The sequence below is a fragment of the Marinithermofilum abyssi genome (assembly GCF_014641195.1).
GTDB lineage: Bacteria > Bacillota > Bacilli > Thermoactinomycetales > DSM-45169 > Marinithermofilum > Marinithermofilum abyssi.
Genome location: NZ_BMHQ01000002.1, coordinates 326,850 through 352,475, shown reverse-complemented (window position 1 = coordinate 352,475; position 25,626 = coordinate 326,850). Strand labels below are relative to the sequence as shown.

At 49.7% G+C, this 25,626-nt stretch carries 26 protein-coding genes and 2 pseudogenes; 19 read left to right on the top strand and 9 right to left on the bottom strand.

Features of this window, described 5'->3' with window-relative positions; genetic code table 11:
- Window positions 1–4 precede the first annotated feature (4 nt).
- Together mnmM and mnmL are read right to left on the bottom strand one after the other, a co-directional pair.
- Window positions 5–577 (bottom strand): tRNA 5-(aminomethyl)-2-thiouridylate-methyltransferase MnmM, encoded by a 573-nt coding sequence (gene mnmM / locus IEW70_RS03985; protein WP_188646612.1) that lies wholly within the window; start codon window positions 575–577, stop codon window positions 5–7.
- Window positions 574–1,572 carry a tRNA modification radical SAM protein MnmL/YtqA gene (gene mnmL, locus IEW70_RS03980; protein WP_188646611.1) on the bottom strand — a complete coding sequence of 333 codons (999 nt, stop codon included), beginning with the start codon at window positions 1,570–1,572 and terminating at the stop codon, window positions 574–576. Before mnmL ends, mnmM begins: the two co-directional genes overlap by 4 nt.
- A 140-nt stretch (window positions 1,573–1,712) precedes the next feature.
- Between mnmL and IEW70_RS03975 the strand changes: the two genes are divergently transcribed.
- From IEW70_RS03975 to lpdA, 6 genes are all read left to right on the top strand, one after another.
- Entirely contained in the window at window positions 1,713–2,144 is a 432-nt protein-coding gene (locus IEW70_RS03975; RefSeq protein WP_188646610.1) for a ferritin-like domain-containing protein, read from the top strand.
- Window positions 2,145–2,510: 366 nt separating this feature from the next.
- Complete coding sequence (locus IEW70_RS03970) at window positions 2,511–3,344, top strand: hypothetical protein (RefSeq protein WP_188646609.1); 834 nt, start codon at window positions 2,511–2,513, stop codon at window positions 3,342–3,344.
- Between the two features lie 581 nt (window positions 3,345–3,925).
- Window positions 3,926–5,008, top strand: coding sequence for a pyruvate dehydrogenase (acetyl-transferring) E1 component subunit alpha (gene pdhA, locus IEW70_RS03965; protein WP_188646608.1), 1,083 nt, complete (start codon window positions 3,926–3,928; stop codon window positions 5,006–5,008).
- A 2-nt stretch (window positions 5,009–5,010) separates the two neighbouring features.
- Window positions 5,011–5,991 carry an alpha-ketoacid dehydrogenase subunit beta gene (locus IEW70_RS03960; RefSeq protein WP_188646607.1) on the top strand — a complete coding sequence of 327 codons (981 nt, stop codon included), beginning with the start codon at window positions 5,011–5,013 and terminating at the stop codon, window positions 5,989–5,991.
- A 24-nt stretch (window positions 5,992–6,015) separates the two neighbouring features.
- On the top strand, window positions 6,016–7,290 hold the full coding sequence (locus tag IEW70_RS03955; protein WP_188646606.1) for a dihydrolipoamide acetyltransferase family protein: 1,275 nt from the start codon (window positions 6,016–6,018) through the stop codon (window positions 7,288–7,290).
- A gap of 1 nt (window position 7,291) precedes the next feature.
- On the top strand, window positions 7,292–8,707 hold the full coding sequence (gene lpdA / locus IEW70_RS03950; protein WP_188646605.1) for a dihydrolipoyl dehydrogenase: 1,416 nt from the start codon (window positions 7,292–7,294) through the stop codon (window positions 8,705–8,707).
- Window positions 8,708–8,795: 88 nt separating this feature from the next.
- Here the strand turns inward: lpdA and IEW70_RS03945 are convergent, their stop codons facing one another.
- Window positions 8,796–9,089: a hypothetical protein gene (locus tag IEW70_RS03945; RefSeq protein WP_188646604.1), complete on the bottom strand. Its 294-nt coding sequence runs from the start codon at window positions 9,087–9,089 to the stop codon at window positions 8,796–8,798.
- A 256-nt stretch (window positions 9,090–9,345) separates the two neighbouring features.
- Here IEW70_RS03945 and IEW70_RS03940 point away from each other — a divergent pair, with 256 nt between their 5' ends.
- Window positions 9,346–9,741 (top strand): acyl-CoA thioesterase, encoded by a 396-nt coding sequence (locus tag IEW70_RS03940; RefSeq protein ID WP_188646603.1) that lies wholly within the window; start codon window positions 9,346–9,348, stop codon window positions 9,739–9,741.
- A gap of 32 nt (window positions 9,742–9,773) precedes the next feature.
- On the opposite strand, the gene IEW70_RS03935 is transcribed toward IEW70_RS03940, so the two are convergent.
- Window positions 9,774–10,001 carry a DUF1128 family protein gene (locus tag IEW70_RS03935; protein WP_188646602.1) on the bottom strand — a complete coding sequence of 76 codons (228 nt, stop codon included), beginning with the start codon at window positions 9,999–10,001 and terminating at the stop codon, window positions 9,774–9,776.
- Between the two features lie 59 nt (window positions 10,002–10,060).
- Here IEW70_RS03935 and IEW70_RS03930 point away from each other — a divergent pair, with 59 nt between their 5' ends.
- Genes IEW70_RS03930 through IEW70_RS03915 form a run of 4 tightly spaced genes read left to right on the top strand, consistent with a single transcriptional unit; the run spans window position 10,061 to window position 11,809 of the window.
- Window positions 10,061–10,528, top strand: a complete 468-nt coding sequence (locus tag IEW70_RS03930; protein WP_229751807.1) for a DUF309 domain-containing protein — start codon at window positions 10,061–10,063, stop codon at window positions 10,526–10,528.
- On the top strand, window positions 10,515–11,039 hold the full coding sequence (locus tag IEW70_RS18060) for a TatD family hydrolase (protein WP_188646601.1): 525 nt from the start codon (window positions 10,515–10,517) through the stop codon (window positions 11,037–11,039). The genes IEW70_RS03930 and IEW70_RS18060 overlap by 14 nt, the downstream gene beginning before the upstream one ends.
- Window positions 11,024–11,335 carry a TatD family hydrolase gene (locus IEW70_RS18055; RefSeq protein ID WP_188646600.1) on the top strand — a complete coding sequence of 104 codons (312 nt, stop codon included), beginning with the start codon at window positions 11,024–11,026 and terminating at the stop codon, window positions 11,333–11,335. Before IEW70_RS18060 ends, IEW70_RS18055 begins: the two co-directional genes overlap by 16 nt.
- Before the next feature lie 54 nt (window positions 11,336–11,389).
- Entirely contained in the window at window positions 11,390–11,809 is a 420-nt protein-coding gene (locus IEW70_RS03915; RefSeq protein ID WP_188646599.1) for a DUF2203 domain-containing protein, read from the top strand.
- 55 nt (window positions 11,810–11,864) lie between these two features.
- Here IEW70_RS03915 and IEW70_RS03910 read toward each other — a convergent pair whose 3' ends face one another.
- A complete protein-coding gene (locus tag IEW70_RS03910) occupies window positions 11,865–12,428 on the bottom strand; it encodes a YdcF family protein (protein ID WP_188646598.1) in 564 nt (187 codons plus the stop codon).
- On the bottom strand, window positions 12,425–12,766 hold the full coding sequence (locus IEW70_RS03905; RefSeq protein WP_188646597.1) for a hypothetical protein: 342 nt from the start codon (window positions 12,764–12,766) through the stop codon (window positions 12,425–12,427). Before IEW70_RS03905 ends, IEW70_RS03910 begins: the two co-directional genes overlap by 4 nt.
- A 381-nt stretch (window positions 12,767–13,147) precedes the next feature.
- Between IEW70_RS03905 and IEW70_RS03900 the strand changes: the two genes are divergently transcribed.
- From IEW70_RS03900 to IEW70_RS03875, 6 genes and pseudogenes are all read left to right on the top strand, one after another.
- A complete protein-coding gene (locus IEW70_RS03900; protein ID WP_373285904.1) occupies window positions 13,148–13,858 on the top strand; it encodes an HAD-IIB family hydrolase in 711 nt (236 codons plus the stop codon).
- Between the two features lie 299 nt (window positions 13,859–14,157).
- Window positions 14,158–17,142 carry a formate dehydrogenase subunit alpha gene (gene fdhF / locus IEW70_RS03895; protein WP_188646596.1) on the top strand — a complete coding sequence of 995 codons (2,985 nt, stop codon included), beginning with the start codon at window positions 14,158–14,160 and terminating at the stop codon, window positions 17,140–17,142.
- On the top strand, window positions 17,123–17,623 hold the full coding sequence (locus IEW70_RS03890) for a helical membrane plugin domain-containing protein (protein WP_188646595.1): 501 nt from the start codon (window positions 17,123–17,125) through the stop codon (window positions 17,621–17,623). The genes fdhF and IEW70_RS03890 overlap by 20 nt, the downstream gene beginning before the upstream one ends.
- A 12-nt stretch (window positions 17,624–17,635) precedes the next feature.
- Entirely contained in the window at window positions 17,636–17,863 is a 228-nt protein-coding gene (locus tag IEW70_RS03885) for a heavy-metal-associated domain-containing protein (RefSeq protein ID WP_188646594.1), read from the top strand.
- 527 nt (window positions 17,864–18,390) lie between these two features.
- Window positions 18,391–18,486: pseudogene (locus tag IEW70_RS18665) on the top strand (transposase); the annotation flags it as partial.
- Between the two features lie 134 nt (window positions 18,487–18,620).
- Window positions 18,621–20,150: a multicopper oxidase family protein gene (locus IEW70_RS03875; RefSeq protein WP_188646592.1), complete on the top strand. Its 1,530-nt coding sequence runs from the start codon at window positions 18,621–18,623 to the stop codon at window positions 20,148–20,150.
- Window positions 20,151–20,465: 315 nt separating this feature from the next.
- Here IEW70_RS03875 and IEW70_RS03870 read toward each other — a convergent pair.
- The 3 genes and pseudogenes from IEW70_RS03870 to IEW70_RS03860 all read right to left on the bottom strand — a co-directional run bounded on the left by IEW70_RS03870 (window position 20,466) and on the right by IEW70_RS03860 (window position 23,500).
- Window positions 20,466–21,406, bottom strand: a pseudogene (locus IEW70_RS03870) (GMC family oxidoreductase).
- Between the two features lie 654 nt (window positions 21,407–22,060).
- Window positions 22,061–22,216 carry a YmaF family protein gene (locus IEW70_RS03865; RefSeq protein WP_188646591.1) on the bottom strand — a complete coding sequence of 52 codons (156 nt, stop codon included), beginning with the start codon at window positions 22,214–22,216 and terminating at the stop codon, window positions 22,061–22,063.
- Window positions 22,217–22,294: 78 nt separating this feature from the next.
- Entirely contained in the window at window positions 22,295–23,500 is a 1,206-nt protein-coding gene (locus IEW70_RS03860; RefSeq protein ID WP_373285908.1) for an oxalate decarboxylase family bicupin, read from the bottom strand.
- 207 nt (window positions 23,501–23,707) lie between these two features.
- Here IEW70_RS03860 and IEW70_RS03855 point away from each other — a divergent pair, with 207 nt between their 5' ends.
- Window positions 23,708–24,913: a trans-sulfuration enzyme family protein gene (locus IEW70_RS03855; RefSeq protein ID WP_188646589.1), complete on the top strand. Its 1,206-nt coding sequence runs from the start codon at window positions 23,708–23,710 to the stop codon at window positions 24,911–24,913.
- Window positions 24,914–25,253: 340 nt separating this feature from the next.
- Window positions 25,254–25,595: a hypothetical protein gene (locus IEW70_RS03850; RefSeq protein WP_188646588.1), complete on the top strand. Its 342-nt coding sequence runs from the start codon at window positions 25,254–25,256 to the stop codon at window positions 25,593–25,595.
- The last annotated feature ends 31 nt before the right edge of the window (window positions 25,596–25,626 follow it).

Here is a 25,626-nt window from a genome sequence, read left to right as displayed (position 1 = left end):
TGTATTAGCGCACTTTTTTTATCGCCACAACGGAAGGGGCGTGATTCCGGTTCAACATTTGATACCATGCAGCATCGTACTGCTTGGGATCCAATTGCTTGGTAAAAGCAAGGACGGCATCGGCTTCTTTTTCGCCGCCAGGGTGTCCGGTATACAGGACCAGGGTGCATACCCCGTAGGGAGCCAGCAACGGCAATCCTTGTTCCAGAGCGGTGATGGTGGATTCTGCCCGCGTCGTTACCTGGCGGTCCCCCCTGGGAAGGTAACCGAGGTTAAACATCATGGCGGCCACCCGGCCGTAAACCTGTTCAGGCAATACTTCCCTCATAAACTGGTGTCCTTTCCGGTAAAGCGTCACGCGGGCTCCTACTCCTTCGCTGTGGAGGCGGAGGTGAGTACGTTCCAAGGCTTCTTGCTGGATATCAAAGGAGTAGACGTGTCCACTGGCACCGACAGCTTTGGCGAGAAACAACGTATCATGGCCGTTTCCGGCGGTCGCATCCACCGCGATGGCACCGTCGAAGAGGGATTTTCGGATTTGTTCCTGGGCAAAGGGAAGAATGGCGGGGAGGCTCATTGGCCGGCCCCGCCTTTTCGATCCGGTATCCGGGCGGTGATGTGAGGGGACCACTTCTTTCCTTGCCAACTGTTGCGCCGTTTTAGTTCGGCATCGATCGCATTCAGAGTTTCCCATTTTTTTGTGCTCCACATGGGTCCGATCATCAAGTCCGGGGGTCCGTCCCCGGTGACCCGGTGAATCACCGTGCTCGGCGGCATCATCTCCAAGGTATCTGCTACCAGCTTGACGTAAGTGTCCTTATCCAGGAACTGCAACAGCCCTGCTTCATATTGTTTCACCATCGGCGTTTTCTTCAGCAGATGGAGGGAGTGGATTTTCAGCCCCTGGATGTCCATGGCTGCACAAGCTTTGGCGGTTTCCAGCATCATTTCCGGTGTCTCCTGAGGCAGTCCGTAAATGATGTGGGCGCAGGTGCGGATCCCACGCTCCCGCAATTTGGCGACCCCGTCGAGGAAACAGGCATAATCATGCCCCCGGTTGATCAAATCGGACGTCTCGTCGTGAATCGTTTGCAGCCCCAGTTCCACCCACAGATAGGTACGTTTATTGATCTCCTCCAACAAATCCAGCACATCATCCGGGAGGCAGTCGGGCCGGGTGGCGATGGAAAGTCCCACGACGTCTTTTTGCTCCAGAATGATCTCATACATCGGCCGCAAAACCTCGACAGGTGCGTAGGTGTTGCTGAAGGCCTGAAAATAACCGATGTATTTGGCTTTCGGCCATTTTTTGTGCATCCGGTCCCGCACGTCATGAAACTGTTTGACCAGATCATCCCGCCGGTTGCCGGCAAAATCACCCGATCCCCGGGCACTGCAAAAAGTACAGCCGCCGGTAGTCACTTTGCCGTCCCGGTTGGGGCAGGTAAATCCTCCATCCAGCGGCACTTTGAAGATTTTCTCCCCAAAATGCTGCCGTAAATGAAAATTCCACGTATGGTATCGTTTTTCTCCCCATTGAAGAGGAATTTGTCCGTCGGTCAATGCTTTCATCAAATATCCGTCCTTTTTTCAAGCTGTCTCCATTATACATCAACTTTTTAATGATCCATCGTTTGATTCGAGACGGGGATGGGGAAAAGATATACCAGCACCAACATCGGATAGAGACATTGTGAAGGGAGTTGTTCAGTGTGAAACCTGAGGTCAAAGATTTGATAGACGGATTGAATGAAGATTTGGCCCATGAATACGGAGCCGTTATCCAGTACACTTATAATGCATCGGTCGTCTCGGGCCTGAGCCGTCCGGTACTCAAACCTTTTTTTGAAAATGAAGCCCGGGATGAGATCGGACATGCCAGCTTCTTGGCGGAAAAAATCGTTGCCTTGGGGGGCACACCGGTGGTTCAGCCCAGCGAAGTGAAACAGCACACCGAAGTGCGGGAAATGCTGCAACATGCCGTCGATGAAGAAGCAGCAACGATCCAGCGGTATATCCAACGCATGGCACAGGCCGAAAAGGCGGGCGAATACGGGTTGAAAATCGAACTGGAAGATATGGTGGCTGATGAGACGGGGCACAAAGAAGAGTTGCAACGCCTCCTGAATGACCCGCGCTTGTAAGCCGCCGATCACCGCAACCAAACGAGTTTTAGCTGCTGACATTCTTCAAAAAGAAAAGAGCAGCGTCGTATCATATTTGTGATCAGAGAGGAAGTGATGGGTAGATAGCTTTTTGCTATTTAAGAGGTTTGACATCAACCTGCGCAACCACAAGGTTGCATTTTTTTCATATAAAAACGAATGTTCAATATCATTGCGAGAGTGCTGACAAAGTTTCTCGAAATGAGCGGAAGAACTAGTTCGGACATGGATGTTCCGTTGTGATAGGTCCCGGATGTTAAAGAAAAAAGTGACGATGCCGTTCGAAGTGAAGAATACTACCTAGTAAATTCCTGATTGAAAACCGACAGGTAAGGGGGAAGAGGAATGGGCCGAGTGAAAGCGTGGATCATTGGCTTGATTGCGGTGATTTATCTGAGTGGGTGCTCTTCGTTGCCGGCAGGGGTGCGAGGGGGACAAGAACCGGGAACAGGGGAAAGGAAAGAGCCCGCCTTAACCCGGGTCCTTACACAACTGGACCGATCGATTCGGCAGACGGAGCAAACTCCCGGCATGCTTCTCCAGGGAGTAGGCGAGCGGGTGCTGATCGGTGATCCGGGATTCAAACAAGTGACCACCATGGGTGCTGCCATCCAGGCTTCTTCCTCCCCCTTCCTCGTCGTAGGAAAAGGAGAGATCATTGCGGAATCCAAATCCTTTCCCATCGAATGGGCAGCATCAAGGGCTGCATTTTACTTGAGAAAGGAGCAGGGGGTATGGGATGAGCAGGAGGTTCGGCCCTATTGGAGCGCGGGTTGGGAGCATCCGCTGAGCCTGTTACGTCAATGGAAGAATATCTTGTCCCGCACCCCGGTGAAAAATAAGGGAATACACATGCAACGCAGGGGCAAGGAAACCATCATCGAGATTAAATGGGGGCCGGACGAAATAGCGAAATCCCGAGTGTTGCTGAAATCACCGACACAGCCTTACGTATCGACTTCCGACCAAAATAGGGGGCTGGCGCCAGTATCAAAGAACCGGATCATCCACCTCACACAACGTTTTGTTCTGGATGCCGCCAGCGGCCGTCTGTTGCGCGCAGAGCAGGCATATGAGATGAAACAGGGGGAGCGCGTGACGATACAGGATCGGCGGCAGCTTCAGGTTCAAAAAAGGAACCTGCGGATCAAAGTACCGGAAGGACTGAAGCTGGATTAATAAAGGCTTACGTAACCCATGAGGGTGCGGACAATATCGATTCGGAAGCTTTTTGCTGCGTTCAAGAGGATGTTGTCAAGATGACTGTTCCACAAATAAGTGGGACAGTCTTTTTTGTTTGGAGACGGTTTCAAGTACAGTTTCTAAATGAAAATCTTTGTTGTTCCAGTACATGTTTGTGCATTTTGATTCGGAAACCAAACCTGTATCTGTCCTCTGTACCTATCTGTACTAATCAAATCCCGGAATGCTGTATTACTTAATTTTTCTGGGAAAAGTCGACCAGTTGACTGCTGGATAAGTGGGGTGTATCATTCAATTGTGGTGATTGTAAGGGTCATGAGCAAGGGTCATGGGACCAGGAAGATGACATCGTTAAAACCAGATAGGATTTCATGGCCGCGGTCAGGTTTGTCCCCACAGGGTCAAGGGTAGGTCTCCTATGAAAACCTTTGCTGGTTGGAGACCCGTTTTTGCTGCATTGTGCCGGATTCGGGAATGAATTTTCTTGAATAAGGCATGCTACTGAAGTGAATTACTGGAATTTTTACTTGATCAAATTGAAGCGAGGTGTATCCGTCGTGCCGAAAACCATGGAATTAAAGCAGGGTACGGAAATGTTTCAAATCCTGAATGAAAACGGCGAGATCAACGACGGGCAGCAAGCCCCCGATCTGTCCGACGACGAGCTGAAGGACATGTACGCCTGGATGCTCAAAATCCGCACGTTTGACGGACGTGCCATCAAATTGAACCGCCAGGGCCGTCTCGGCTTCTATGCTCCGATGGCCGGTCAGGAAGCTTGCCAAATCGCTTCCATGGCTGCCCTGAAGAAAAGCGACTGGCTTTTCCCTTCCTATCGGGACATGGGAACCGCGATGTACCACGGCTTCCCGGTGGAACAAGTTTTCCTGTACTCTCGTGGTCAAATCAACGGCATGAAAGTGCCGGAAGATGTGAACATGTTCCCGCCGCAAATCATCATCGCCGGTCACGTACCGCACTGCGCAGGTGCCGGGTGGGCCTACCGTCTGCGTGATGAAGACAAAGTAGCCATCTCCTTCTTTGGTGACGGTGCTACTTCTGAAGGGGACTTCCACGAAGGCCTCAACTTTGCCGCTGTGTATGATGCCAACTCCATTTTCTTCTGCCAAAACAACCAATACGCCATCAGTGTGCCGCTTTCGAAGCAAATGCGCTCCGAAACCATCGCCCAAAAAGCGATTGCTTACGGTATCCACGGCATTCAAGTGGACGGAAACGATGCCTTGGCCGTTTACCAAGCAACCAAAGAAGCAGCTGACCGGGCACGCAAAGGCGAAGGTCCGACGTTGATTGAAGCTGTGACCTATCGTTTCGGTCCCCATACCATGGCGGGTGACGATCCGGGACGTTATCGGACGAAAGAGGAAGAGCAAGAATGGACCAACAAAGATCCGCTGGTACGCTTCCGCAAATATCTGGAGTCCAAAGGTCTCTGGAACGATGAAGAAGAAGAGCGCGTAAAAGAAGAAATCCTCAATGAAATGAACGAAGCCATCAAGAAAGTGGAAAAAATGCCGAAAGGCACGGTGGAAGAGCTGATCGACGATACCTACACCAACATTCCGCCGATTCTGCAAAAACAAAAAGAAGAATATGTCCGCTGGAAGGAGGAGAAATAATCATGGCCACCATGACTCTGATTAAAGCGATCAACGATGCAATGCGCGTGGAAATGGAACGGGACGAAAACGTTGTCGTTCTCGGGGAAGACGTCGGCGTAAATGGTGGCGTGTTCCGGGCAACCGAAGGTTTGTACCAAACGTTCGGTGAGAAGCGGTCTTTCGACACCCCGCTGGCCGAATCCGGCATCATCGGAGCATCTATCGGTCTGGCTACCATGGGCTTCAAGCCAGTAGCCGAAATCCAGTTTGCCGGGTTCATTTATGAATGTATGGACCAAATCTCCACCCAGGCAGCCCGGTTGAGTTTCCGTTCCGGCGGACGTTTCAATGTGCCGCTAACCATCCGTATTCCTTACGGCGGCGGTGTGAAAACCCCGGAAATGCACTCCGACAGCCTTGAAGCGCTGTTCCTGCACAGCCCTGGCGTGAAAGTGGTTGTGCCGAGCAACCCCTACGACGCGAAAGGTCTGTTGATCTCCGCGATCCGTGACGAAGATCCGGTCATGTTCTACGAGCCGATGAAACTGTACCGCTCCGTAAAAGGTGAAGTGCCGGAAGAAGCTTACACCGTGCCGATCGGCAAAGCAAACGTGGTGCAAGAAGGTTCCGACGTCACCCTGATTGCTTATGGGGCGATGGTACCGATGGCCCAAAAAGCTGCCGAAAAAGCGGAAAAAGAGCGCGGCGTGAAAGCCGAAGTGATCGATCTGCGGACCATTTCTCCCTTGGATCTGGAAACGATCATCGGTTCCGTGGAGAAAACCGGCCGTGCCGTCGTAATCCATGAAGCAGCTCAAACCGGTGGTGTAGGCGCGGAAATCGTGGCCCGCATCAATGAAGAAGCGATCCTGTCCTTGGAAGCTCCGGTGCAGCGTGTGACCGGCTTTGACACGCCGTACCCGCCGTCTGCCATCGAAGACGAGTGGCTCCCGACTCCGGAACGTATCTGTGCCGGCATTTATAAAACCCTGGACTTCTAAACTAGAGAAAGGAGGCTCTTCCTCTTGGCTTACGAATTTAAGCTGCCCGACGTGGGTGAAGGAATCCACGAGGGTGAAATCGTGAAGTTTTACGTAAAAGAAGGCGACGAAATCAAAGAAGACGACGTACTTGCCGAAGTGCAAACGGACAAAGCTGTGGTGGAGATCCCGTCTCCGGTCACCGGTACCGTGAAAAAACTGAACGCCGAAGAAGGCGAAGTGGTCGAAGTCGGCTCCGTATTGGCGGTATTTGACACCGGCGACGGCGATGTTGCTGAAGAGTCTGCTCAAGAAGAGCAAAAAGAAGAGGCTCCGGAAGAAAGAGCCGAAGCCAAACAAGAGCGGCAGCCGGCTCAACCGCAAACAGGCGATAAAAAGCGCGTTCTGGCCATGCCCTCCGTTCGGAAAAAAGCCCGGGAAATGGGCATCGACATCACTCAGGTGGAAGGGACCGGCCCTCACGGTCGCATCACCTTGGACGACCTGAACAACTTCGGGAAAGCACCGAAGCAAGAAACGGTAGCGGAAGCACCGGCTCAAGAGGCCGAAGCCGAAGAAAAAGCAGCTGCCCCGGTGGTATCCCAAGGCCGCGACGATCTGGAAGAGCGGATGCCGCTGCGCGGTATGCGCCGGACGATTGCCAAGCGGATGGTCCAAAGCAAATTTACTGCCCCTCACGTAACCGTGATGGACGAGATCGATGCTTCCGAGCTGAAGGAAGTGCGCAAATGGGCGAAGCCGATGGCTGAAGAGCGCGGCATCAAGCTGACCTATCTGCCTTTTGTCATCAAAGCGTTGACGGCAGCCCTGCGTGAGTTCCCGACGCTGAACGCTTCCATCGATGATGAAAAAGAAGAAATCGTACTGAAGAAGTACTACAACATGGGGATCGCCACGGCGACCGACGACGGTTTGGTGGTGCCGGTCGTGAAGGATGTGGACCGCAAGTCTATCTTCCAACTGGCGGACGAGATCCGCGACGTGGTCGCACGGACCCGCGACCGCAAAGCCGGTGTGGATGAGCTGAAAGGCAGCACCTTCACCATTACCAATATCGGCTCCTTCGGCGGACAGTTCTTCACCCCGATCATCAACTATCCGGAAGTGGCCATCTTCGGTATGGGTAAAATGGCCGACCGTCCGGTTGTGGTCGACGGTGAAATCGTCATCCGCCCGATCATGAATGTATCCTTGAGCATCGATCACCGACTGATCGATGGCGATGTGGCAGCTCGCTTCCTGAACCGCGTCAAAGAGTTGCTGGAAAACCCGAAACTCTTGATGATGGAGATGAATTAACATGGTAGTAGGAGATTTTGCAACGGAAGTCGACGTACTCGTTGTGGGTGGCGGCCCCGGCGGGTACGTGGCTGCCATTCGCGCAGCCCAGCTGGGGAAAAAAGTGACTCTCGTGGACAAAGGCGAATTGGGCGGGGTGTGTCTGAACCGCGGTTGTATCCCTTCCAAAGCCCTCATCCATGCTTCGGATGAAGTCTATAAAATGAAAAACTCCTCCCACATGGGAATCGAAGTGGACGGTGTGAAGATCGACTTCACCCAAATGATCCAGTGGAAGGACGAAATTGTGAAGAAGCTCACCAGCGGTGTGGCTTCCTTGATGAAAGGAAACAAAATCGAGGTCATCCAAGGGGAAGTGTACTTTACTGGCCCCGACACCGTGAAGGTGGCTACGGAGTCCAACAGCACCACCTACAAGTTTAACGACTGCATTATTGCGACCGGTTCCCGTCCGACGGAACTGAAGTTCATGCCCTTCGACGGCAAAAAGATCATTTCCTCCACGGAAGCTCTTTCCTTGAAAGAGGTACCGGAAAGCTTGATTGTGGTAGGCGGCGGTTACATCGGTCTGGAGCTGGGCACCGCTTATGCCAAATTGGGCACCAAAGTGACCGTGCTCGAAGGTGCTGACAGCATCCTGCCGGGCGTGGATCCCTCGATGTCCCGGATGGTGCAGCGCAAGCTGAAAAAGCTGGGCGTAGACGTGAATGCCAAAGCGATGGTGAAGAGTGCCGACAAATCCGGTGATACGGTTAAAGTCACCGCCGAGATCAAAGGGGAAGAAAAAACCTTTGAAGCGGATAAAGTATTGGTGGCTGTGGGCCGGACTCCCAACACCGACGAGTTGGGTCTGGACCAAGCCGGCATTGAGCTGGATGAGCGCGGCTTTATCCCGGTAGACAAGCAAATGCGAACCAAAGTGGAGCACATCTATGCCATCGGTGATGTCGCCGGTAACCCGATGCTTGCCCACAAAGCCAGCTATGAAGGCAAAATTGCGGCGGAAGTGATCGCCGGCGAGCCCAGCGAAGTGGATTACCAAGCCATGCCCTTCGTCATCTTCACCGATCCGGAATTGGCCTACACCGGCCTGACGGAAAAAGAGGCGAAAGAACAAGGCTACAATCCGGTGGTCAGCCGTTTCTCCTTCGCCGCCAACGGCCGGGCGCTCTCCCTGGATGCTGCTGACGGCTTCTGCCAAGTGGTGGCCGACAAAGAAACTCAGCAGATCCTCGGTGTGCAGATCGTGGGGCCGGAAGCTTCCAGTCTCATTTCCGAAGCAGTTTTCGCTATTGAAATGGGTGCTGTAGCGGAGGATCTCAGCTTGACGATCCATGCCCACCCGACTCTGCCGGAAGCGATTATGGAAGCAGCCGAAGGCGTCATGGGCAATGCCATTCACATGGTGAACAAGTAAATCAGCTGACTATCCCCCCTTTCCTGTTGAAGGGGGGATTTATTTTGAAGCACTCAACCCCCCCGCGTTTGTTGCGCGGGGGTTGATGTTAATACAGCTTATCCTGTTCTTTGTCGGCCTTGTCCAACACATCGTCTTGGATCTTGTCGGCTTTATTCAAAACAATGTCTTGCAATCGATCCGTTGTATCGAAGTTGTAATTGTTGATGACCTTTTCCCGATCCCAGAAGGTATCCCTCACTGAAGACAGCAGATCAAATTCAAAGTTCCGCTCATTTTCCAGGTATTCGGTCATTTTGTAGAACCGTTGGGCTTCATGTTTTGTCCGTTCATACATTTCATTGGACATATGCTGGAGATCTTCGTATTTCTTGTTGGACACTTTGGAGGCCTTGTCATAGTGTTCATTGGCCCATCTGGACCAGGCATTGTAGAGTCGGTTGTGTTGTTAAAATAGAATGTATTCCTATTCTAGATAATTTTCTAGATCCGGTCTACAGAAATGTGGACAAAACAGGTCCGACCTAAGTTGTATTTTGGTCTGTCGGGAAAGGATATGACAGGGGTTTGTCGAACACCTAGGCATGGCCGAACGAAAAACACCCTGAAATGTCCAGGGGATGAAAGGAGGAAGCAGGGTGGAGACGTCCATTCAAATAGAAGTGCGGCCGACCGAGATTGATGTGATGGGGCATGTGAATAACGCAAAGTATTTGGAGTATATGGAGTGGAGCCGGGAGGATTGGTACAACAAGGCCAATCTGCCTTTTGATACGTTTACAGAGATGAATATCGGAACGGTGACCGTTCACATTGCCATCAATTATCGAAAAGAGGCCCGTTTGGGTGAAAAGTTGACCATCAGTACCAAACCGCTTCGAAAAGGGCGGACCAGTTATGTGTTGGAACATGTCATCACCAATGAACAGGGGGAACGGGTCGCCGATGCGGAAGTGGTCAGTTGCACCATCGATCTGACCGCACGTAAAAGTGTCCCGATTCCGGAAACTTTGGCTCGGCAGTTTGAAGGGTGAACATAAAAAAGCCGCCCTGCGGCGGCATAGCCTTACTTCCGGCGAAGCTCTCCCAACTCTTCCAACACACCCTCGATCTCCATCATCGTTAATCGGCCCTGTTTCTTTTTCACCAGTTCATACAGGTCCCGGATTTCCTCATAATCTTCGATCCGGAAATCTTCGGGATTGATGATCGAGGCATTGACGATTTTCAGATGGTTTTTCATTTCGCCGATCATCATTTTCAGGTTTTCTTTGCTGGGGTTGTCCAGGCTCATCCAATCGCTCCTTTTGTGCCCTGATGCGTATACTATTTTTATTGTAGCGGAAAACAGCGATGATGACCATGGATGGAGAGAAGGTGGCAGGGTTGACGGAAGAGAGTCGAGGGTATCCGGATCTCTATGTACAGTTCTTGTATTATTTTAATATCTTGCGGGATTATTATGAATGCCACGAGGTATTGGAAGAGCTGTGGTTGGAAGAAGGAAGAGACCCCTTGTGGCAGGGGTTGCTGCAGATTGCTGTGGGGCTATATCATTTTCGGAATGAGAACATCAACGGAGCCCGCAAGCTTCTTCGTGTCGCGCTGAATAAGCTGGAGCCGTATCCGGCCCGCTGTGCGGGTATTCATCTGGGACGGTTGAAACAAGATGCCCGGGAGCTTTTGATCCGTTTGGAAGGTTTCGAGGAAGCACCTGTCCGCTACCAAGATCTGAACATCATCGTGTTGGAGCCGGAACTTCGGCAACGGGTAGAAGCTTTGAAACAAGAGAAAGAAGGGCGGGACGATGCTGGTCGATAAAGCTGACTCAACCGGGGATCGATCAGAGTATCCACTAGTGGATTCCCATGTGCATTGGGATCAGATCCCCGAGGAGCAGATGGATGAAGTGATTCGACGTGCGAAAACAGCCGGAGTTCACATAGCACTCAGTGCTGCGACAGGACCGGACTCCTGTCGCCGGCTACTCCATTATCAGCAGCGATATCCGGATTTTTTGCGGATCGGCTTCGGTCTTCATCCCGAATATGAAAGCACATCGGACGACGTGCTGGATGTTCTTCGTTTGATCGAGAAACACCGCGGATACATTTGTGCCGTAGGGGAAATAGGACTTCCTTACTACTGTCTGGCCGAAGAGGAGCGCTCCCGTCCGCCTTCCGGGAGTGAGAAAGATCGGCTGATGCCGTTTTTGCAAATGGCAGCCATGATGGACCTGCCGGTCTGGCTGCATGCTGTCCATGAGCGGACACTACCGGTGTTGGAAATGGTATTGCAGGCGGGGTGCGCCGTGCCGTGTTTCATTGGTTAAAAGCTCCCGCCGCCGTAGTTCGTGAGATTGTTCATGCGGGATTCCATATTTCTGTCACTCCCGAAGGGTGTTACCGGGACCGGGATCGGGAATTAATCCATCAAGTGCCTTTGACATCCTTGTTGTTGGAAACGGATGCTCCCTGGTCCTATGGGGGGCCTTTTGCCGGACGGCCGTCGGAACCGGCGATGGTGGTGCATGTGGCAAAAGCAGTCGCAGAGGTGAAGGGATTGTCTCTTTCCCAAGTGGCTCAAGTGACTACGCACAACCTTAGCCAGCTGATCGACGATGAATAGGCCTTTGATGGGAATCTGGAAAATACAAATGACGAGAGACAGGGGGGATATCTCATGACCAAGAAGTTTTTCACGGTCGAAGAAGCCAATCGCTTGCTTCCGCGGATCGATGCGGATGTGGAACAATTACAACAGCTGAAACGGAAGTTCGAAGCGAAATATCAAGAATTGCAAAAGCTGCGGACACGGATCGGGGGAGGGGGCACCCTGGATGAAGACCCCTTCTTTATGGTGGAAGCCCAGCTGGAATTCTTAAATATCCAGGCTCGCGGCATCATCGACCGGATCAACGAAACGGGCGCCCAGTTGAAAGATATCGAAATGGGACTGGTGGACTTCCCTGCCAAAAAAGGAGAGGAAGAAGTGCTTCTCTGCTGGTGCAAGGGAGAAGATAGAGTATCCCATTGGCATCACTTGTGGGAAGGATACATGTACCGAAAAACATTGGATGAAAACGGTGAATACCAGGGATAATAAAAAAAGAATCCATCATTTGCAAGGTCCCTGCGCAGGGACTTTTTTGTTTGAATCATTTCCGCCACAGGGCGTATTTGATCAGGGCCAGACATTCCCGAGCTTTGTGGTAAGGCATCCACAAGGTGCGGCTGTGGAAGGGAGCGGGTGCCAAATCCAAGCCTGCGCGCTTGGCATAGCCGAGCGCACGAAACATGTGGTAATCATGGGTGACCAGGTAGGCATCGGTAATGTCGTGTTGTTCCATCACTTTTCGAGTCAGGAGAAGATTTTCAGCCGTGTTGGTAGACTGATCTTCAAGTAAAAGTGCTTCTTCGGGAATTCCTCGCTGGATCAAGGATTTTTTCATGACGGATGCTTCACTGTCCTGTCGGTTGGGACTGCCTCCTGACAGGATCAGACGGGTGACCCAGCCTTCCCGGTACAACTGCTCGGCGTGATCCAACCGTTCCAATAATGCGGGGCTCGGTTCGGTTCCGTTCAATGCAGCTCCCAAAATAATAGCTGCTTGCCGCTTCTTTTTTGTATAATCCCCATGATCATAGCGTGAGACTAATTTCCAAAGCGATAGAAAAAGCACTCCCAGAACGCCCCCTGTGACGGCGATCCATCCGCTCATGATTGCTCTTCCTTATCCATCGGTGCTGCCGGCATGGAACAATCAGGAAGAAACGGCGGATCAGGATGGTAAATGGAGAATTTTCCATTTTCCCGGTTGAGATCGATGACGATCCCGTCCAGCCAACCGGTTTCCCCGGGTGGACAGGCGAAGGAAATTCCTTTGACTTCCGTGACGATATACCCTTCCCGGATATCGGTCAGCTCCAATGCGAAGGAGGGGGTACTGCAACCGGAAGTGAGAGGAATCACCCGTACGGCCAATCGATCGCTGTCTGGTTCGTCCAACAGCAGAGCTTTCAACCGGGCTGCCGCCAGATCGCTCAGTTGGATATCCATGGTAAGCCCTCCAAGATGGTTGATTCCTATGCATTGTCACTATAGCAGATATCGAGACGGGAAAAAAGCAAACAATCCGGGAAGTCCCCGGACTTGGCAACGCCTACGCTGTCGGCAACCCAGCAGCGCCCCCGTTGTGGATGGGTGGTCCCTTTGCGCGGATCTATGCGGGATTTGTTGGTGTGAGGATATTACCCTCTTACAAGTTCACCAAAGGTATCATTTGACTGAAGTCGAATTTAGAAATGGTACATAGTTAAATATTTCACCAGGTCTAACATTAGAAGAACAAGAAAGAGAAGTGGAGGGATTAATAAGTGTTATTAAGTAAAAAAATCCAATTTCAAGTCATTTCCTAACGTAGAAAAACCAAAATACATTGTGTTTTGTGATTTTGATGAAACCTACTATCCCCACTCCATGAATGAAGTTCGACAAAACTACTTACATGAACTTGAAGATTATTTAGAGCAAAAATCGAAGGAAGGTCAACTTATCATTGGATGGGTTACAGGAAGTAGTGTTGAATCCGTTTTAGATAAGATGGAAACAGGAAACTTCAGGTATTTCCCTCACTTTATGGCTAGTGATTTAGGGACTGAAATTACTTACTTTACTGAAGATAACCTTGGGAAAAGGGATCTAGAATGGGATTCTTGTTTAAAAAATAGAGTATTTTCTAAAGAAAAAATTAGCGAGATAACGAACCTGTTGCAAAAGGAATATCAAATACACCTGCATCCTCAAACCCAATTGGGTGATTCGCGTTATAAATGTAACTATTACTATCAAGAACAAAACGAATGGGTAGATGAAAAAAACTTTTCAGCAATCAAAACAGTCGCTGAATTGTATGGTGTTGCAATAAACATTAACCGTTGTAATCCGCTTGCAGGAGATCCGGAAGACTGCTTTGATGTTGATTTTATACCAACAGGTACAGGGAAAGACGAGATCGTATGGTTTATGTTGGATAAATACAAGGTAGAGCCAGAGAATGCTTTTGCATTTGGCGATAGCGGAAACGATTTACGGATGTTAAAAGAAGTGAAACATGGTTATCTGGTTGAGAATGCAACACAGGAAGCGTGAATATGGGTGTTCACTGGTAAAGTAGGATACACTTATCTCTCCCCCGCTTCATTTTAGTGATACATTCGTTCTTACCTCCTTAAGTCCCTTATGAGAGTTTAGGGTGATGTTTTTTTTTTTTTTGCGTATCTTCTAGTCAAGCTATGGACAGTGTACGAAGGCTTTGGCTTTGCTTTGGGGATGTTTTCGAAGTATTTACCGGTGTCTGATGACATCATATGGTATTTCCCCGGGTAATTGGGGACATTACAATATACCGTCATCTTATTAAATTTCTTGTTTAAGGGGGCAAACAGTGGATGAGCGAGCAGAACGGAAAAAAGAAGGTCACCTTTTACATAAATGGCCGGGAATTTCGAGCCGAGCCCGGTGAAACCATCTTAAATGCGGCCACCGCCCAACAACATGTGATTCCAAGCATCTGTTACCATCCCGCTTTGGGTTCGATGCAAACGTGCGATACTTGCTTTGTAGGGGTGAATGGACAATTGGTGCGGGCTTGTACCACTCCCGTGGCAGAAAAGATGAATGTGGATACCCGGTCCAAGTGGGTGAAGGATGCGCAATATGAGGCCATGAGCCGGATCCTGCAAAACCATGAGCTTTATTGTACGGTTTGCGATAACAACAACGGGAATTGCGTAGTTCACAACACGGCGGAACTGTTGGAAATCGAGCATCAGAAATACGATTTTGAAGCCAAGCCCTATCCACCGGACAATTCCCATCCATTCTACCGTTATGAACCGGATCAGTGCATTCTCTGCGGCCGGTGCGTGGAGGCTTGCCAAGATCTCCAAGTGAATGAGACGCTCACGATCGATTGGAACCGTGAAGTACCGCGCGTGATTTGGGACAACGATGTGCCCATCGACCAGTCCTCCTGTGTCTCGTGCGGTCATTGCATTACCGTTTGTCCATGCAATGCATTGATGGAAAAGTCTATGCTGGGTGAAGCCGGTTATCTCACCGGGATTCCGATGGATATATTGGAACCGATGATCGACATTACAAAAGAAGTGGAACCGGGATACAAGGAAATCTTTGCCATTTCCGAAATCGAAGCGGCTATGCGCCACTCGCGCATCAAGAAAACAAAAACCGTCTGCACTTACTGCGGAGTGGGTTGCAGCTTTGAAATCTGGACCAAGGATCGGGAGATCCTGAAAGTGGAGCCGCAGGTTGACGCTCCGGTGAACAGCATTTCCACCTGTGTCAAAGGAAAGTTCGGTTGGGATTTCGTCAATAGCGAGGAAAGATTGACCCAACCCTTGATCCGAAAAGGAGACAGGTTTGTCGAGAGTACATGGGAAGAGGCACTGGATTTGGTCGCATCGGGGTTGCAAAAGATCAAGGAAAAGCATGGAGCCGATTCCATCGGTTTTATCGCATCATCCAAATGCACCAATGAAGAGAATTACTTATTCCAGAAACTTTCGCGGGCTGTTTTTGGTACCAATAACGTGGACAACTGCTCGCGCTATTGCCAATCGCCCGCCACCGCGGGGTTGTTGCGGACAGTGGGAATCGGGGGAGACTCCGGTACGATTGAAGATCTGCAGAAATCGGATTTTGTCCTTATCATAGGGGCGAACCCGGCAGAATCTCACCCCGTTTTGGCGACACGCATTAAGCGGTCCCACAAACTTCACGGACAAAAATTGGCCGTGATCGATTTGCGAAGAAATGAAATGGCTGAAAGGGCAGACCTCTTTTTGCATCCCAAACCAGGAACGGACTTGGTTTTGTTGTCCGCCGTCACCAAATATATCGTCGATCAGGGTTGGCATGATCCATCCTTCATCGAACAACGTGTCAATAGTTTTGATAAATATCTCCCATCACTGGAGAAATTCACACTGGACTATGCGGAAGAGATCACGGGCATCGCAAAAGAAGAAATAATCCGTTTGGCCCAGATGATCCATGAAGCCGATACCATGTGTATCTGCTGGGCGATGGGGGTGACCCAGCATATTGCAGGAACAGATACCAGTACGGCCATATCGAACCTGCTTCTCATCACGGGTAATTACGGAAAACCGGGTGCGGGTGCTTTTCCCCTGCGTGGACACAACAATGTTCAGGGTGCCAGTGATTTTGGAACCATGCCGGCTTGGTTTCCCGGTTACGAACCCGTTGAACACGATGAGGTGCGGGCGCGTTATGAAAAAGCTTGGGGAGTCACCCTCCCCAAAAAACCGGGATTTAACAATCATCAGATGGTGGAGGCGATCACCAAAGGGAAGATCAAGGCAATGTATCTCTTCGGTGAAGACATGGCGCTTGTCGATTCCAACTCCAACTATGTAGAGTCCGCTTTTGAAATGTTGGATTTCTTTGTTGTGCAGGACGTCTTCTTCTCCAGAACGGCCCGATACGCGGATGTCGTCTTGCCCGCTGCGCCCAGTTTGGAGAAAGAGGGAACATTCACCAATACTGAAAGGAGAATTCAACGCTTTTACCAGGTTTTCGAACCACTGGGCGAATCCAAGCCGGATTGGGTGATCATTCAGGAAGTCGCCAATAAAATGGGAGCCAATTGGAATTACCAACATCCGAGTGAAATTATGGCTGAAGCGTCCAAACTTGCGCCTGTATTCGCTGGCGTGTCCTATGAGCGATTGGAAGGATGGAATAGTCAGCTTTGGCCTGTTGCCCCGGATGGGCTGGATTCCCCGCTGTTGTACACGGAGCGTTTCGGGTTCCCGGACGGAAAAGCGAGGTTGTATCCCGTGGACTGGACTCCGCCGTATGAACCGGGAGCCGAGTATGACATCCATTTGAACAATGGACGGTTGCTTGAACATTTCCATGAAGGGAACCTGACCTACCGTTCCAAAGGGATCACGCACAAGGTACCGCAACCATGGGTGGAAATATCCCCCGAGCTGGCCGAGGAACGCGGAATCAAGGACGGCTCGCTTGTTTCTTTGACTTCGCCTTATGGGAAAGTGGAAGTGCGAGCGTTGGTCACGGATAATGTGGCAAAGAACGAACTGTATCTCACAATGAACACGACGGATGAGAACCAAGCGGTCAACCGACTTACCAGCAGTTACCACGACAAAATCACTCACACTCCCAACTATAAGGAAATGAGTGTAAAACTAGAGATCGTCGAAGTGGAAGGCCAACCCCCTTTGCCCAGAGCCAACCATCGTTTCGGCAACCGGCAACCCCAAATCGGTGTGAAAGTCGAGGAGAAGTGGAACCGGCCCGACTTCGTGCCAATCACGGAACTGTTCAAAGGAGGAGAATCCGATGGCCAAGCCCATTCGTGACATTCACCGGGTTGAACCTACACCCGAGCAAGTGCAAGCCCAGGCGATACAGGATCTGATCAAAGCAATCGCAGACAATCGAGAGACCATCCTGGACCTGTTGGAGATTGTCCGTCAGCTGCAGGAGATGGGAGTATTGGCGATAATCAAGGGGTTGCTGGAAAACCGCCACGATGTGGGGTTGATTGCCATTCAACAGCTCAACCAACCTAAAATGCACCACCTATTGAAAAATGCCGTGACGCTGGTTCAGGGGCTGGGAGAAATCGAACCCGTGCGCGTGCAAAAGATGTTTCACGGCCTTTCCCGCGGTTTGGAAGCTTCCGAACAGGTTATGTCCAATGGAAAAACGCCAAGCCTGTGGGAAATGGCCAAATACGCGAGAGACCCGGCCATTCGTCTGTCCATGGCCACGATGTTGGCGATCTTACGGGGAATGGGCGAATCCTTCAGGGATGAATCCAATCGTGAAGAAAAGTGAGGAGGATTGGAGATGAAGAAAGAAACCATCATGATCAAAGGAATGAAGGATCAAAAAGACCTGGACCGTGTGTTGGCCAGTCTTCGTGACGTATGGGGAGTTCGTCAAGTCGACATCAACTTGTCAAAGGGGGAAGCTGTTGTTTCCTTTAACAAAAATGCTGCGTCATTACACGATTTCGAACAAGCCGTCATTGATTCCGGTTTTCAAGTGAGGGATGAACATGAAAAAAATCTGTGAAATTTGTGGAGCGGAAGAAAGATATCACGAGGAAGAGGAACGTGATGAAATTCTGCTTGGCCTTTGCGAACCATGCAAGGATGATTTTATACAAAGGTCGGAGACAGAATAATGTCGCCGCTTTTTTGAACTAAGCCCTTCCAACCAAACCGCATGAAAAGCGGCTGAAGATTGGGTTTGTCCGCTATTTCATAAGTCGTGAAACATTGGACTACATCCCTAGCTTTCTGGCCTGGTTCAACAAATCAATCTCCCGCTGTTTCCTGCCTTTGTGTCCCACGCGCAAACATCCTGATTTAACGGTCAAATGGGTATCCGAAATCTTGAGCCGGGACACATCACACTTACCCGATATCCCGCCCAGTAACACAACGCGAAATCTGGGATCGCAAATCCCCTTTTTTCTCTAAACGCCTTACCTCAGATTCCTCTCCTCCACCAAAAAAGCCTAAAATCCCCATAACATAAGGATTTTCAGCTCTTCTTATCACAACGTTAATTTCTAGCTTTTGAAGCCCTATCGAGGGCTACGCACAACCAACAGGTTGGAAGGCTTAAACCAGGAAATTCGCCGTCGGGAGTGGGTAATCCCGATCTTACCGAACCATAGCGGAATAATCAGGAAAAGACAAAAACAAGAAAAACCCTTCAGCTTCTCACCTAATCGGCGACTTCTGCAAAAGGGGAGAACTTGCACATATTTTTGGATTGATCCAATAGATTAATTAAGAATTAGTATTTTATAAGGAGCGGAAATATGATTCTCTCTAAATTTGTCGATGAACTTCCCATTCTCCCTATTTTAAAACCTCGTCGAAAAGATCAATTTCATACTTATTATGAAGTGAATATGACGGAATTTAAGCAATCTCTCCATAGTAAGTTAAATGATACAACGGTTTTGGGGTATGAAGGCAGCTATCCAGGCCCTACCATTGAGGTGGAAAGCGGAGAAAAAGTGTTCGTTAAATGGATCAACAATCTTCCCGCAAAGCATCTTTTACCGGTAGACTATACGGTACATGGTGCCCATATGGATGTACCGGAAGTAAGAACGGTGGTACATGTACACGGAGCTAGCGTTGAACCTGAAAGCGATGGCTATCCGGAGGCTTGGTTTACAAAAGGATTTGAACAAGTCGGTCCCTATTATACAAAGAAAGTATATCAATATGATAATTACATGCGAGCCTGCACTCACCACGACCATGCACTTGGTATCACAAGACTCAATGTGTATGCAGGCCTCGCAGGGTTTTACCTTGTAAGAGATCAACAGGAACGCTTATTGAATTTGCCATGTGGTCCATATGAAATCCCTCTTATGATACAAGACAAGTCTTTTAATGAAGACGGTTCTCTTTATTACCCGAGGCAGCCAGAAAAACCAGTCCCGGAATTAGAAACATCGGTAGTTCCTGAATTTATAGGGGATACCATCTTGGTGAATGGAAAAGTATGGCCCTATTTAAAAGTGGAACCACGTAAATATCGATTTAGGCTGCTAAATGCATCTAACACCCGTTTCTATAAGATCAAGCTTGATTCGGGACAACTTATTTATCAAATCGGAACGGATGGAGGATTGATGGAATACCCGATAGGAGTCGAAGAAATCATGTTGGCTCCTGCAGAAAGAGCAGATGTCATCATTGATTTTACCAATCTTGAGGGAAAGAATATTATCATGACAAATGATGCCCCTGCTCCTTTTCCAAGCGGCGATCCGCCAAATCCAAATACGGTAGGTACATTGATACAATTTAGAGTAACTCTTCCTCTTTCAAGTATTGATACGAGTGTTATACCGTCTTATATGGGGCCTCTTCCCAAACAGAGAGAACAATCAGCTTCAAAGATAAGATATTTAACATTAGATGATATAACCGATCAGTACGGTCGTGAATTCATGTTATTAGATGGTAAAAGGTGGGGTGACCCCATAACAGAAGATCCAAAATTGGGGTCAACCGAAATATGGCATCTCATCAACTTAACTGACGATACACATCCTATTCATTTTCACTTAATTGATTTCCAAATACTTGACCGGAGAGCTTTCGATGTAGAACGATTTAAAAAGGAGAGAGTCATCCATTACACTGGCCCGTCGATCCCTCCTGAACCAAAAGAAAGAGGATGGAAGGATACAATAAGAGCTAATCCTAAACAGGTAACTCGAATGATCATGAAATTTGGTCCTTATACAGGTTTGTATGTGTGGCATTGTCATATACTGGAGCATGAGGATTATGAAATGATGAGACCGTTTGTGGTTATCCGATAATAGACCTTGTTTATTTGAGGCATCCAAGGGTCATGACCGCAGTTTTTCAATAGAATGAATCGAAAGTCTTCAATAATTTGAGATAAAGGTTTTTCTATTCCTTCATAAGGATGCGGGTCGTAGTCGCCATACCAACAGCATTTTTTATGTTGTCAGTAATCACCTTCTCTATTAAAATAGGTAACTTCTAATGTCAGAGGCACGGCTAATATTAAGCATAAAAAAAGGAGTAACACCATCGTAGTCTTTTTTTTTTTAATTTAATTGCTTGTGGTGTCAAACCTATTTAAATAGCGTTACCTTCCCAAAAAGTTTTCACTCCTCAAACCTATCTAAAGAATCAATAAAGGAGCCCCTTCTACGTTTCTGTTTAAGCAATTGCTGTGCAATGGTAAAACCAATTAGATACGCGGTAGCTGAGGTATTTCCATCTACAGTAAAAGGAACGATCGAAGCATCAGCGATAATCAAGTCCCTAACGCCGTGAACTCTCCCGCGACGATCAACAACTCCTTCTTTTTCAAAAGGTGCCATCCGAAGAGAGCCTTGTTGGTGGTGGTTATGTTCAAAATTTTCTTTGATAAATTCTTCTAGTTTAGTATCGTCATCAATGATTTCCAGGGATGGGGATAGAAGTTGGTATGCAGGATCAATAGCTGCCAACCTAGACGCAATTTTCTTAATGTATATCCTGTAGATGTTTTTTACGGCTTCCAGATCAGCGGGATTCTCAAGGAAACCTTCATCGGCAAGTTCAATTTGCAAGGGGTCATTGCTCTGTATTTCAATGCTTCCCCGGCTTTTTGGCTACAGGTAGAGGATTGCAATAGTTAGTAAACCACCTGAGCCAATCCCAATAAGCTGTACCCCCCGACGATTCTGATCTGCACCTACCGCCGAGAAGACCAAAGATCTCCCAAAAGTTTTTGCCATTCCCGGAGTACGTCCGATGTGGGTCGTACATACTGCTCACCATTGATCGAAGAACCACCCCCGGCGAGCCGACCCGTGGTCCACTCAAAAGACCGTTCATCTAGCCCTTTTTGAGGAACCCCTTCTCCCTGCCAAAAGTATTGCGGAAAAAAACGTTCTTCAAGCTCTAAAGCAAATGTAGAATCTCTAATTGGCCGGTCTTTATCGTGATTTTCCCCCGCTAGAACGGACGTTTTTTTATCATCCGTAAGGGTTTTCGCCATAACAGCACCCGCGGGGCCGGTTCCTATAACGATATAGTCAAATACCCATTGCTGGCTCAATCGAATCCTCTCCCCGTTTTTAGACCGTGTTAAGGGAGAGATATGTTATGACTTAACCTACGCACTAGATCAGTTGCCGACCGCCTCCGGTGGGATCCTTAAAATAAAAACATTCTCAAGTCATGCGGTAAGCAGCAGAAGTTGGAGTATATAATGAGGCTGGTGATTAGTTAAATATCCTTCTAACATTGACTTAAATGTGGCAAAAAGAAAAAAGCCGTAAAAAGATCGGCTTTTTTGAGAAAAAGGGGGAATTCACACCAGTGGTATTCACTTTTCTCAACAGGGCACTTTCGAGAAATTAGTACCCATGAAAGACGCCAACAAGGGCGAAAATGGTGGCGATTACCAACAGAAAGAGAAGCAGTCGGCGCAAACCGAATCCGTAACCGTAACCGTAGCCACTCATAAACCTCTCCCCCTTTCGGATCAGAGCTATATTTTTATTATGCTTCTCTGTTGTCATTTGACATGGACAGAGATACCTAAGTACAAAAATAAATAATATCTCGCTTTAATTAAACCGTGAAAATTAGCCGCATGAGGGCAGGGTCGGGGGATTCAGATAACGACTTGGGTAGGTTTGACAGAACCGTTATATCAGAGGTTATCTTGCTTCTCCCGTATAGGAATGCGTATGGGGGATCTCGCCGTTTATCGTTGTTCAATGATGTGGTAGTGACCTCCATCCGGCAACGGAATGGGTGGCCCAGTAACGCAAGAGAAATGGTGGACATGAACATCGCCAAAATGTAGTGGTCCCCCATATTCGTGGACATGATTTGGTACGTCTGGTGCCGGTGCGGTCACCCCACCTGGATCTTTCCATCAATGAGACAGCCCTGAACTTGGGAGTTGTCCGAAGCAGAAATGAATGGAGGACGCTAACTACCCAAGAATCCCATGCCTTCGGGCGTGTCGAGTCTCAAATCTCTGCTTGCATTTGACGACCGGCCATTTCTCCTTCCGCAACGCGTTCATCAGCTCCGGTCCTACATGCAAGTGGTCCTCTACCAGCTCCCGGGGAGTCAGCGCCATCCACTGGTTCAGCGACACGTCGGCAAAGCGGTCACTTTTGAACATCTCCAGAAACCACAAGCTTTGGTAACCGGTGTTCTGGATGTAGTGCCCCATGGCGAACGGTACATATCCTACATCACCGGCCCGGGAATTGAAAGTTCGGGCCACGCCATTTGCCGCGAACACCGTCATGCGAGCCGTGCCCAAGAGGTAATACTGCCACTCGTCGTTATTCGGGTGCCAGTGCATTTCCCTCATTCCGCCCGGCTTGACTTCTACCAGCGCCGCCGCAATGGTAGTCGAAACGGGGAAGTTGGTGCAATCGACGATGCGCACAGTCCCGCCCGGAGTTACGATCGGGTCCTGAGCAAGCAGCCGGTGTGTGAAGCTCTTCGGCACAGTACCGTAAGGACTCGATATCTCCTGGCTTTCCAGCGGTCCGGGCACCTTTGCTTGGAATATGTATCGCTGTTTCGTCGGGATGTGGGCAAAGGCTCTTTCCGGTACGCAGAAATTTGCCGCCAGCACGTCCTTCGGTGTGTGCGCGAACCAATCGGAGATGGTAAAGGTGTCGAATTCAGAGAAGCTGCCGTCGTCGAAAACGAGTAGAAACTCGCAGCCTTCCTCCAGCCCTTGAATCGAGTGTGGAATTCCGGGGGGAAAGTACCACAAATCGCCCATGCCGACATCGGCTATGAAGTTCCGCCCGTTCTGGTCGACCGCGGTGATGCGCGCACGACCCCAAAGCATGAAAGCCCACTCCGCTTGTTTATGCCAATGCAACTCACGCACACCACCCGGCGTCAGATACATGTTCACCCCCGCAAGCGTGGTTGCGATCGGCAGCTCTCTAACTGTCACTTCCCGCGACCAACCGCCATGCTTTAAATACATATGGGTGTCGGAGAAAGAGAACTTCAAGTTGGGGATCGTTCCGGCGTCGGTGGCCGGCGGGACCAGCATATCGGGGTTCTCAAGGTCGCGCATCACGTCCTGCGGACCTAAATCGACCCCACCGGCGCCATCTTCCCTTATAGGCTGTGGTAGATATCTATAAGGATGCAAAGGATACATTGGATTCAACGATGATCCCTCCATCTATTTGAGTTAATGCAGTATATTCGCCCAACTAGGCGTATAACAACTCAACGCAAGATGTAGGTCAACTTTTGGGATGGACTTCTGCGTCGGAGGAAAGGAAACAATGGGCAAAAGAGTCGAAGATATCATAAAGGTTTGTCATCAATCTAATGAAGATAACAAAGAAAAGGGGAGAGGGATATGAACAAACGATCGAATCATGAAGAGCTGAATCCCGGTGAACTTCGAGATGAAACCTTGGTTATACACGCTGATGATGGGGTGACCAACGACGGGACGGTAGCTCCTGCGATTTATTACTCAGCCACATTCCGTGCACAAGATGCCGCCGAATTCGCGGACATGGCGGGAACTCCCCGCCATCCCCGGTATTACACGCGTTATGGCAATCCAGTGCATGAGCGCTTAAAGAAGGTGATGGCTGAGCTCGAAGGAACAGAAACCGCACTGGTAACCGGCTCCGGGATGGGGGCGATTGCTACGACCCTTTTAGCGCTGGTCAGCGCAGGCGACCATGTGATAGCACAGACACGGCATTATATGAGTACCGCCAAGATCATGGACGAGATGCTGCCTCGATTTGGTGTCGAAGTGACCGTGGTCGAGCAAGCCGACGTCACAGCCTTTGCCACAGCGATTCGGCCCAATACAAAGCTCATCATGGTGGAATCGCCAGCCAATCCGACTTTGGTAGTGACCGATCTGGCCGCCGTGGTGGAGTTGGCCCGGCCGCGCGGCATCATCGTCGTGGCCGACAACACGTTCGCGTCGCCGATTAATCAGCGCCCTCATGATCTGGGCGTCGATGTGATTGTTCACAGCGCGACCAAATATTTGGGTGGACATCATGATTTGACAGCTGGTGTAATCTGTACCAACGAGGAGTTAGCCGAGCGTATTTGGCATACGCATATCTCCGTCGGCTCGGTCCTCTCGCCGATGGACGCGTGGTTACTATTGCGTGGTCTGCGTACGCTTCCGATGCGGATCGAGCGCATTAACACCAACGCCCTCGCCTTGGCCGAATTTCTTGAAGCACAGCCGCAGATCGAGCGTGTGTATTACCCCGGTCTTCCCAGCCATCCGCAACACGAGTTGGCAAAACGCCAAATGCGCGGATTCGGAGCGGTGATCGCTTTTGCCATCAAAGGTGGTTATGACGCGACTCAGCGCTTCGTTTCCGCACTGAAACTATCCTCTAACGCAGTCAGCCTGGGCGGAGTCGACTCACTGGTGGTACACACAGCGGCGATGTGGGAAGGTGTGATGAACGAAGAGCAAATGCGGACAGCAGGGATTCCGTCCAATTTCGTGCGCTACTCGGTCGGCATCGAGCATATCGACGACCTGAAGGCGGATGTGTTACAAGCTTTGCAGGTGGTTTAAGTCATGTTGAGGGTCTTCTGGCCCCCAAGGGCAGGAACCACCTCCACTTTCAGTTCCATCGTGAACAACCGTCAACACCTGCTGGCTAAGAGCAATATTGTATCTCGGCTACACTGACCCCTATCCTCCTCTGGATCAAGCGCAAAGATTTATGGGCTATCCTTGAAAAACTTTACCCGATCACGAGGTGATATCGTGTTATTATTGTAACAGCTTCCGCTTCCGGGGGCTGTTCATTGTTATAGATTTTTAAAAATTTATGTTATAATGGGCGGAGCATCATTTTCCATCAAAAAGGGGCGGGAAACAGCCCGGTCCGATTTGCAGCGGAGGGGTAACCATGAAGCGATGGAACGGCGGTCAGGGTTTCAGGGAAAAAGTGGTGCATCTGGTGGAAGAGGAGTACCTTTTTTCATGGAGCATCCATCGGATCCAGCCGAAGGGACCAGCGCTGCAATTTGTGATGACGGTGATGGATGAATACGGACAACCGGTGGTTTCTTTCCCATGGGATGAAATTACGCAAAAAGAAGGGGTCCATGCGGCCACGGTGGACATCCCCCGCTCCGGTCAGTACAAGGTACTTATCCAGGCAATTAACCTCGAATGGGCCCTTGAAATCCGCCCACTGGGAACCAAACCTTGGATAACAGAGTCCTTGTGTTCTCCGGCTTCTGTTTGATGGATGATCAAGCCGATAGGACAGATTCTCC

What these genes read in the sequence shown, in the direction of transcription:
- IEW70_RS03970 (WP_188646609.1), top strand. Translation starts at nt 2,511, where the DNA reads ATGGGCCGAGTGAAAGCGTGGATCATTGGCTTGATTGCGGTGATTTAT.
- IEW70_RS03875 (WP_188646592.1), top strand. Translation starts at nt 18,621, where the DNA reads ATGATTCTCTCTAAATTTGTCGATGAACTTCCCATTCTCCCTATTTTA.
- IEW70_RS03860 (WP_373285908.1), bottom strand. Translation starts at nt 23,500, where the DNA reads ATGTATCCTTTGCATCCTTATAGATATCTACCACAGCCTATAAGGGAA.
- IEW70_RS03905 (WP_188646597.1), bottom strand. Translation starts at nt 12,766, where the DNA reads ATGGATATCCAACTGAGCGATCTGGCGGCAGCCCGGTTGAAAGCTCTG.
- IEW70_RS03855 (WP_188646589.1), top strand. Translation starts at nt 23,708, where the DNA reads ATGAACAAACGATCGAATCATGAAGAGCTGAATCCCGGTGAACTTCGA.
- fdhF (WP_188646596.1), top strand. Translation starts at nt 14,158, where the DNA reads ATGAGCGAGCAGAACGGAAAAAAGAAGGTCACCTTTTACATAAATGGC.
- IEW70_RS03850 (WP_188646588.1), top strand. Translation starts at nt 25,254, where the DNA reads ATGAAGCGATGGAACGGCGGTCAGGGTTTCAGGGAAAAAGTGGTGCAT.
- mnmL (WP_188646611.1), bottom strand. Translation starts at nt 1,572, where the DNA reads ATGAAAGCATTGACCGACGGACAAATTCCTCTTCAATGGGGAGAAAAA.
- IEW70_RS03930 (WP_229751807.1), top strand. Translation starts at nt 10,061, where the DNA reads ATGATGACCATGGATGGAGAGAAGGTGGCAGGGTTGACGGAAGAGAGT.
- IEW70_RS03910 (WP_188646598.1), bottom strand. Translation starts at nt 12,428, where the DNA reads ATGAGCGGATGGATCGCCGTCACAGGGGGCGTTCTGGGAGTGCTTTTT.
- IEW70_RS03885 (WP_188646594.1), top strand. Translation starts at nt 17,636, where the DNA reads ATGAAGAAAGAAACCATCATGATCAAAGGAATGAAGGATCAAAAAGAC.
- IEW70_RS18060 (WP_188646601.1), top strand. Translation starts at nt 10,515, where the DNA reads ATGCTGGTCGATAAAGCTGACTCAACCGGGGATCGATCAGAGTATCCA.
- mnmM (WP_188646612.1), bottom strand. Translation starts at nt 577, where the DNA reads ATGAGCCTCCCCGCCATTCTTCCCTTTGCCCAGGAACAAATCCGAAAA.
- IEW70_RS03915 (WP_188646599.1), top strand. Translation starts at nt 11,390, where the DNA reads ATGACCAAGAAGTTTTTCACGGTCGAAGAAGCCAATCGCTTGCTTCCG.
- lpdA (WP_188646605.1), top strand. Translation starts at nt 7,292, where the DNA reads ATGGTAGTAGGAGATTTTGCAACGGAAGTCGACGTACTCGTTGTGGGT.
- IEW70_RS03890 (WP_188646595.1), top strand. Translation starts at nt 17,123, where the DNA reads ATGGCCAAGCCCATTCGTGACATTCACCGGGTTGAACCTACACCCGAG.
- IEW70_RS03960 (WP_188646607.1), top strand. Translation starts at nt 5,011, where the DNA reads ATGGCCACCATGACTCTGATTAAAGCGATCAACGATGCAATGCGCGTG.
- IEW70_RS03935 (WP_188646602.1), bottom strand. Translation starts at nt 10,001, where the DNA reads ATGAGCCTGGACAACCCCAGCAAAGAAAACCTGAAAATGATGATCGGC.